Annotated in this window: 8 protein-coding genes; 4 read left to right on the forward strand and 4 right to left on the reverse strand. The window is 61.5% G+C overall.

The genetic code is table 11. The annotated features are described in order from the left end of the window. Positions 1 to 3: 3 nt before the first annotated feature. The 3 genes from C5L10_RS15415 to coaD all read right to left on the reverse strand — a co-directional run bounded on the left by C5L10_RS15415 (position 4) and on the right by coaD (position 1679). Positions 4 to 513 carry a peptidylprolyl isomerase gene (locus C5L10_RS15415; protein ID WP_046633694.1) on the reverse strand — a complete coding sequence of 170 codons (510 nt, stop codon included), beginning with the start codon at positions 511 to 513 and terminating at the stop codon, positions 4 to 6. A gap of 71 nt (positions 514 to 584) precedes the next feature. Continuing rightward, positions 585 to 1157, reverse strand: coding sequence for a peptidylprolyl isomerase (locus C5L10_RS15420; protein ID WP_105430390.1), 573 nt, complete (start codon positions 1155 to 1157; stop codon positions 585 to 587). Positions 1158 to 1184: 27 nt separating this feature from the next. Beyond that, complete coding sequence (coaD, locus tag C5L10_RS15425; RefSeq protein WP_105430391.1) at positions 1185 to 1679, reverse strand: pantetheine-phosphate adenylyltransferase; 495 nt, start codon at positions 1677 to 1679, stop codon at positions 1185 to 1187. A gap of 435 nt (positions 1680 to 2114) precedes the next feature. On the opposite strand from coaD, the gene C5L10_RS33685 reads away from it, so the two are divergent. Next, a complete protein-coding gene (locus C5L10_RS33685; RefSeq protein WP_155414821.1) occupies positions 2115 to 2270 on the forward strand; it encodes a hypothetical protein in 156 nt (51 codons plus the stop codon). Between the two features lie 29 nt (positions 2271 to 2299). Next, complete coding sequence (locus tag C5L10_RS33690) at positions 2300 to 2443, forward strand: hypothetical protein (protein ID WP_167336316.1); 144 nt, start codon at positions 2300 to 2302, stop codon at positions 2441 to 2443. A 137-nt stretch (positions 2444 to 2580) separates the two neighbouring features. On the opposite strand, the gene gyrA is transcribed toward C5L10_RS33690, so the two are convergent. Continuing rightward, positions 2581 to 5397: a DNA gyrase subunit A gene (gene gyrA, locus C5L10_RS15430; RefSeq protein WP_105430392.1), complete on the reverse strand. Its 2817-nt coding sequence runs from the start codon at positions 5395 to 5397 to the stop codon at positions 2581 to 2583. A gap of 227 nt (positions 5398 to 5624) precedes the next feature. On the opposite strand from gyrA, the gene C5L10_RS15435 reads away from it, so the two are divergent. Next, complete coding sequence (locus C5L10_RS15435) at positions 5625 to 6254, forward strand: MarC family protein (RefSeq protein ID WP_105430393.1); 630 nt, start codon at positions 5625 to 5627, stop codon at positions 6252 to 6254. A gap of 106 nt (positions 6255 to 6360) precedes the next feature. Then, a complete protein-coding gene (locus tag C5L10_RS15440; RefSeq protein WP_105430394.1) occupies positions 6361 to 7506 on the forward strand; it encodes an HPP family protein in 1146 nt (381 codons plus the stop codon). The last annotated feature ends 171 nt before the right edge of the window (positions 7507 to 7677 follow it).

A 7677-nucleotide genomic window follows, 5' to 3' on the forward strand; every position in this document is an offset into this window, starting at 1 on the left:
AGATCAGACGTCGGCGGCGACGCGGACCGAAACGATCGAGTCGGGATCCTTGACCGGCTCGCCCTTCTTGATCTGGTCGATGAAGTCCATGCCTTCGATGACCTGGCCCCACACGGTGTACTGCTTGTTCAGCCACGGGGCGTCGGTGAAGCAGATGAAGAACTGCGAATTGGCCGAGTTCGGGCTCTGCGAACGGGCCATGGAGCAGGTGCCGCGGACATGCGGGACGGCGGAGAATTCAGCCTTGAGGTCCGGCTTTTCCGAGCCACCCATGCCGGCGCGGGCCGGATTGAAGCTCTCGGAACCCTGCTTGCCGAATTTCACGTCGCCCGTCTGGGCCATGAAATCGGGAATGACGCGATGGAAAACCACGCCGTCATAGGCGTTCTCGCGGGCAAGCTCCTTAACGCGGGCGACGTGCCCCGGCGCCAGGTCGGGCAGAAGCGAGATGACGACCTTGCCCTTGGTGGTTTCCATGATGAGGGTGTTTTCCGGATCTTTGATCTCGGCCATATGCTTTCTCCTTAATTCGGCACCCGATTGTCGTCTGCGACAGGGGCGCCTTTCGTTTAATTCCCTGCGGCCTACTTCTTACCGACGGTGACCTTGATCATCTTGTCGGGATTGCTGACCTCGCCATTGCTACCCTGGCCACGCTTGATCTTGTCGACCAGTTCCATGCCGGACACGACCTTGCCGACGGCGGTATACTGGCCGTCCAGGCTCGGATATTTGGTGAACATGATGAAGAATTGCGAGTTCGCGGAATTCGGATCCTGCGACCGCGCCATGCCGACGATACCGCGCTCGAACGGCACTTTCGAGAATTCGGCCGGAATATCCGGCATCTCAGAGCCGCCCATGCCGGCGCGAGCCGGGTTGAAGCTCTTGCCCCCCTGCTTGCCGAACTCCACGTCTCCCGTCTGCGCCATGAAGCCGTTGATGACCCGATGGAAGACGACATTGTCGTATTCGCCCTTGGCGGCGAGCGCCTTGATCTGCGCCACATGCTTCGGCGCAACTTCCGGCATCAGCTGGATCACCACGGGGCCATCCTTCAGCTGGATGGTGAGGAAATCATCCGGGCCGGCAACAGCCGGCAGGACCATGGAAGCGAGGGCGAAAGCGCCGGCTACGGCAAGACGAAGCAGTTTCATGGAAAGATCTCCGGGGTTCGGAAACGATCAGCGTTTCAGCTTGTTGTTCAGGGCCTTCAGGACCGCGGCAGGCACGAAGGCGCTGACGTCGCCGCCCATCGCCGCGATCTGCCGGACTAATGTGGCCGTAATGGGCCGCGACGCAGTGCCTGCAGGCAGGAAGACGGTCTGGATATCCGGCGCCATCTGCCGGTTCATACCTGCCATCTGCATTTCGTAGTCGAGATCGGTGCCGTCGCGCAGGCCGCGGATCAACAGGCCTGCGCCGTTGGCGCGGGCCGCATCGACCACCAGCTTGTCGAAGGAAACAACCGATACGTGGTTGGCTTTGCCCGGCAACGCTTCCGCAAGCGAGGCGCTGATGAGTTCGGCCCGCTCCTCGAAGGTGAACATCGGCACCTTGCCCGGATGAATGCCGATCGCGACGATCACCTTGTCCGCGACATTCAGCGCCTGGACGAGCACGTCCAGATGTCCGTGGGTCATCGGATCGAAAGAACCGGGATAAAAAGCGGTGGTCATGCCGAGGTCCGGAACTGTTTCAGCGAAATTTCACGCGCCTTTTGTCACGGAAGCCGCCCAACCGCAAGCATCTCCCAATTCTGAACGAAAGATGAATGGCCCGTTCAAGGACGTTTCAGCGGCGCTGTGGTCTTATGACGATCGTGGGCGAAAGACCCGTGCGTATCTCGGGAGAAACGACGACAAATGCTGGCTTTGATGGTGTTGGGAGCCGTGGTTCTCGCTTTTGCATTGGAGGCCTTCGTGGTCGCCTTCGGACCGGAAGAAACCTGAAAAAGACTTCCAATTCTGAACGCCAGATGAACAGAGCATTCAAGGACGCTTCAGAGCCACACGGTTAAGTAACTCTCAAAATGCGGTGGAACCTGTTTGCGCGATGCGCGTTCAGGCTAACAAGAAGGACAGATGGCGATGATCGCGAGAAGGAAAACGATCATGCTGGACAAGATCACCATGATCAACCTGGTCTGGACGGCCATGATTGCGGTGATGCTGACGGCAACGGTAACCCTTTATCAAGATAAATCCCAATTGGCAGATCTGAATTATCCGCAGGTAACGGGCCGTTATAGCGATCTCTCGTACTACTGAGGCGGATACACGGACGAGAAAGGAACCCCATGTTCGTGACGTTGACAGTACTTGCAGGTTTGATCAGCATCATGTTCGTGGCTTCCGTGGCCTCAACGATTTCCGAGCTCAGGCGTGAACGTGCCGACATGAAGGATTTCAGGGATTTCTCGCGCCGCCACAGCGTGTTCTGACGGATTGCCCGATTTGACGATTTGACAGTAGCGAACCGCGTTCACGCAGACTTCCCGTCGCAAGCGGTTCAAACAAAAGCCGGAGGATTTTCATCCTCCGGCTTTTTATTTTGGCAGGTTTTTGATTGAGGTGCGGCTTATTCCGCCGCACCCTCATCCGTCGGGCCTGCATCCGGGGCGGCAGCGCCGAGATCACCGGTCTCGCTGACGATTTCCTCCGGCAGGCCATTGCCGTTTTCCTCGTCGCCTTCCGGCTCGCTGATACGCTCGACCGAGACAACCTTTTCGTCCTTGGCGGTCGAGAAGATCGTGACGCCCTTCGTGGCGCGGCTGGCGATGCGGATGCCGTTGACCGGCACGCGGATCAGCACGCCGCCATCGGAGACGAGCATGATCTGGTCGCTGTCCTCGATCGGGAAGGCGGCGACCAGTTCGCCAATCTCCGCTGTCTTGGACGTATCGGTGGCGCGGATGCCCTTGCCGCCGCGGCCCGAGGTGCGGAAGTCGTAGGAAGACGACCGCTTGCCAAAGCCCTTTTCGGAAACCGTCAGCACGAACTGCTCGCGGGCCTTCAGTTCCTCGTAACGCTCGTCGGAAAGCTGTCCCTCCTCGGTGACTTCCTCACCCACGAGAGCAATATCCTCCTCGTCGACGCCTGCGGCGCGACGCTCGGTCGCCGAGCGCTTGAGATAGGCCGCGCGCTCCCAGGGCTCCGCGTCCACATGGCCGACAATGGTCATGGAGATGATGCGGTCGCTTTCTCCGAGCGTGATGCCGCGTACGCCGATCGAATTGCGGCCGGCAAAGACGCGCACGTCACCAACGGGGAAGCGAATGCACTGGCCGAGCGCGGTGGTCAGCAGCACGTCGTCCTGATCGGTGCAGGTCTCGACGGAGAGGATTTCGTCGCCCTCCTCCTCGAGCTTCATGGCGATCTTGCCGTTGCGGTTGACCTGCACGAAGTCCGACAGCTTGTTGCGGCGAACGGTGCCGCGGGTTGTCGAGAACATCACGTCCAGGTTCTCCCAGGTCGTTTCGTCCTCGGGCAGCGGCATGATCGTGGTGATGCGTTCGCCAGGCTCCAGCGGCAGCATGTTGATCAGCGCCTTGCCGCGCGACTGCGGCGTGCCGATCGGCAGGCGCCAGACCTTTTCCTTATAGACGATGCCGCGCGAGGAGAAGAACAGAACCGGCGTGTGGGTATTGGCCACGAACAGGCGCGTGACGAAATCCGCGTCGCGCGTCGCCATGCCGGAACGGCCCTTGCCGCCGCGACGCTGGGCGCGATAGGTGCCGAGCGTGACGCGCTTGATATAACCGAGATGCGAAACGGTGACGACCATGTCTTCGCGGGCGATGAGGTCCTCATCGTCCATTTCCAGGCCGGCATCGAGAATCTGCGTGCGGCGCGGCGTGCCGAATTCATCGCGCACGGCCGCGAGCTCGTCCTTGACGATCGTCTGGATGCGCAGGCGCGACGACAGGATGTCGAGGTAATCGCTGATCTCGGCGCCGATCTTGTTGAGTTCGTCACCGATTTCATCGCGGCCGAGAGCTGTCAGGCGGGCGAGACGGAGCTCGAGGATGGCGCGCGCCTGCTCCTCGGACAGGTTGTAGGTGCCGTCCTCGTTAATCTTGTGGCGCGGATCATCGATAAGGCGGATCAGCGCATCGACGTCCTGAGCCGGCCAACGACGGGTCATCAACTGCTCGCGCGCCGTCTGCGGATCGGGCGCGCGGCGGATCAGGAGGATGATCTCGTCGATATTGGCGACTGCGATCGCCAGGCCCACCAAGACGTGGGCCCGTTCGCGAGCCTTGCGCAGCAGGTACTTTGTGCGCCGGCTAACCACTTCCTCGCGGAAGGAGACGAAGGCGCGCAGCATGTCGAGCAGCGCGAGCTGTTCCGGCTTGCCGCCATTCAGCGCCACCATGTTGCAGCCGAAGGAGGTTTGCAGCGGCGTGTAGCGATAGAGCTGATTGAGGATCACGTCGGCATTGGCATCGCGCTTCAGCTCGACGACGACCCGGTAACCCTGGCGGTCGGATTCGTCGCGCAGGTCGGAAATGCCCTCGATGCGCTTTTCGCGCACCAGCTCGCCGATCTTCTCGACCATGGTCGCCTTGTTCACCTGGTAGGGAACTTCGGTGATGATGATCTGCTCGCGATCACCGCGCATCGGTTCGATTGCGGCAACGCCGCGCATGATTACCGAGCCGCGGCCGGTCTCATAGGCGGAACGGATACCGGCCCGCCCGAGGATCAGGGCGCCCGTCGGAAAGTCCGGACCGGGAATGATCTCCATCATTTCCGGCAGCTCGATCGCCGGGTTGTCGATCAGGGCGATACAGCCGTTGATCACTTCCACCAGATTGTGCGGCGGGATGTTGGTCGCCATGCCGACGGCGATGCCGCCTGCGCCGTTGACCAGAAGGTTCGGGAATTTCGCCGGTACCACGACGGGCTCGGAGAGCGTGCCGTCATAGTTGTCGCGGAAATCGACGGTTTCCTTGTCGAGATCGTCGAGCAGCGCGTGGGCCGCTTTCTCGAGGCGGCATTCGGTGTAACGTTCGGCCGCCGGCGGGTCGCCGTCGATCGAGCCGAAATTGCCCTGACCGTCGATCAGCGGCAGGCGGAGCGACCAGTCCTGCGCCATACGCGCAAGCGCGTCATAGATCGCCGAGTTGCCGTGGGGATGGAATTTACCCATCACGTCCCCGGTTACACGGGCGCATTTGACGTATTTCTTGTTCCAGTCGATGCCGAGTTCCGACATGCCGTACAGGATGCGCCGGTGGACCGGCTTCAGTCCGTCGCGGACGTCAGGAAGGGCGCGGCTGACGATGACGCTCATGGCGTAATCGAGGTAGGACCGCTGCATCTCTTCCATGATGGAAATGGGTTCGATGCCTGGAGGCAGCTTTCCGCCGCCGGGTGTGCTTTGCTCAGTCAAATCGGATCACGATCTCTGTTCGGAATCAGTTTCTTTTTTATAGCGGAAAGCGGTTCCGAGCGCCAATTTCCACAATGGTTTTGAACAGCTTTTGCGGCTTTAACACGGCTTTTGAACAAGGTCGAAACATGCCGCGACGCTGACGGGGTGGGCTTTCTTTCGCTGCTGGCCTGTCCTAACAATCTTCGCATGCGACTGCAAGGATTGCAGCCTGACAGGGAGAGGATATGGCGACCCCCGATATGCTGGTCAATGCCCTGACCACGATGCTCGTGACACTCGACCCGCCCGGGCTGGCGCCGGTCTTTCTGGGCTTGACCGTCGGCATGACCGCCCTCCAGCGCCGTCAGGTCGCCTTTCGAGGATCGCTGATCGCCTTCGGCATCCTCGCCGTATTTGCGCTGTTCGGTTCGAGCGTTCTGGGGCTGCTCGGGATATCGATCGGTGCCTTCCGCATCGCCGGCGGCCTGCTGCTTTTCTGGATCTCGTTCGAAATGGTGTTCGAGAAACGCCAGGAACGGAAGGAAAAGACATCCCAGGCGGCGATCACCATCGACCACATCCACAACATCGCGGTGTTTCCGCTGGCGCTGCCGCTGATTGCCGGACCGGGCGCGATCTCGGCCACGGTTCTGCTTTCCGGCACCCTGCCCGGCGTCCTCGACCGCGCGCTTTTCATCGGCGTCATCGGGCTGATCATGCTGCTCGTCTACGCGACGCTGCTGGTCGCCGAACGGCTGGATCGTTTCCTCGGGGTCACCGGAAGGGCGATCCTCACTCGTCTGCTCGGCGTGATCCTTGCGGCACTCTCCGTTCAGTTCGTCGTCGACGGGGTGCGTTCGGCCTTCAATCTTTAGGCCCCGCACGCTTCGGGTAGGACGCAGCTTTAGGTAAGACCTGGGCGACAGAGCGGAATTTTCTGCTAAAACGCGATTCATCTCACCTCACTCGAAGGTCTCCACGATGCGCCGCATGTTGCGCCGGCTCCTGCCGGAAGCCACCCCCGTCAGCCCCAAGGAAAGATTGCGTGCCGCGCTTGGCGCGCTCGCGGGCATTCTGGCGACCGGACTGCTTGGAAGCCTGGCTTCGAAGGCAGATGCAACGCTTCCGGCATTGGTCGCCCCCATGGGGGCTTCGGCCGTACTGTTGTTTGCGGTGCCTTCCAGCCCGCTTGCCCAGCCGTGGTCGATCCTTGGCGGCAATATCGTCGCCGCCCTTGTCGGCGTGACCGCCGCGCTTTTGATACCCAACCCCTTCCTGGCCTCGGCGGTTGCAATCGCCGTTGCCATCGCCGCGATGATGACGCTTCGCTGCCTGCATCCCCCGAGCGGCGCGATCGCGCTGACCGCGGTGCTCGGCGGACCGACGATCCACGAACTCGGATATGGTTTCGTGTTCTGGCCGGTCGCCGGCAATTCGCTGGCCCTGCTGCTGCTCGCGCTGGCCTTCAACAATCTGACGGGCCGTCGGTACCCGCACGCGGCCAAGCCGGCGGCCGATCACGGCACGACCGATCCCGCCTCGATCCAGCGCATCGGCTTTACCTCCGCCGACCTCGACGATGTCCTGAAAGAATACGACGAGTTCCTGGATATCGACCGCGACGACCTCGAAACGATCCTGCGGCGGACGGAATTGCGCTCCTATCGCCGGCGCGCCGGCCATCTCGATTGCGCCAGCATCATGTCGCGCGATGTGGTGGCGGTCGCACCCGACAATACGCTGAAGGAGGCGCACGACCTGATGCGCGCCCACCATTTCAAGGCCCTGCCGGTTACCAACGACAGGGCGGAAGTGGTGGGGATCGTCACTCAGACAGATTTTCTCGACAAGGCGAACTGGACGAGAGGCCGGCCGAAAATCGGTTTTGCCCAACGTGTGCGCCTCGTCCTGTCGGGGGCCAGCGCACCGAACGACACGGTCAAGGACATCATGACAGCGCCTGTCAGGACGGTTGGCCCGGCCACGCCGATCGCAGACGCTATCGTCATCTTCGCCGAGGAGGGGCTGCACTACCTGCCGGTAACCCGAGAGAACAACAAACTGGTCGGCATTCTCTCGCAATCGGACGTCCTGGTCGCGATGCTCGCCGACAAGGCAGCCGCCTGATCGATAATTCAGGCAGCTGCCGTTTCATAAATCGATGCCGACCGATCGATCAGAACGGGATGTCATCATCGAGATCGCGCGAGAAATTGCCGCCGGCCGGCTGACCGCCGGAGGACGGAGCGCCGCGGCTCGCGCCGCCCGCAGCGGGCCGACGCTCGTAATCGTCACCGC

The sequence above is a fragment of the Neorhizobium sp. T6_25 genome (assembly GCF_002968555.1).
Classification (GTDB): Bacteria; Pseudomonadota; Alphaproteobacteria; order Rhizobiales; family Rhizobiaceae; genus Neorhizobium.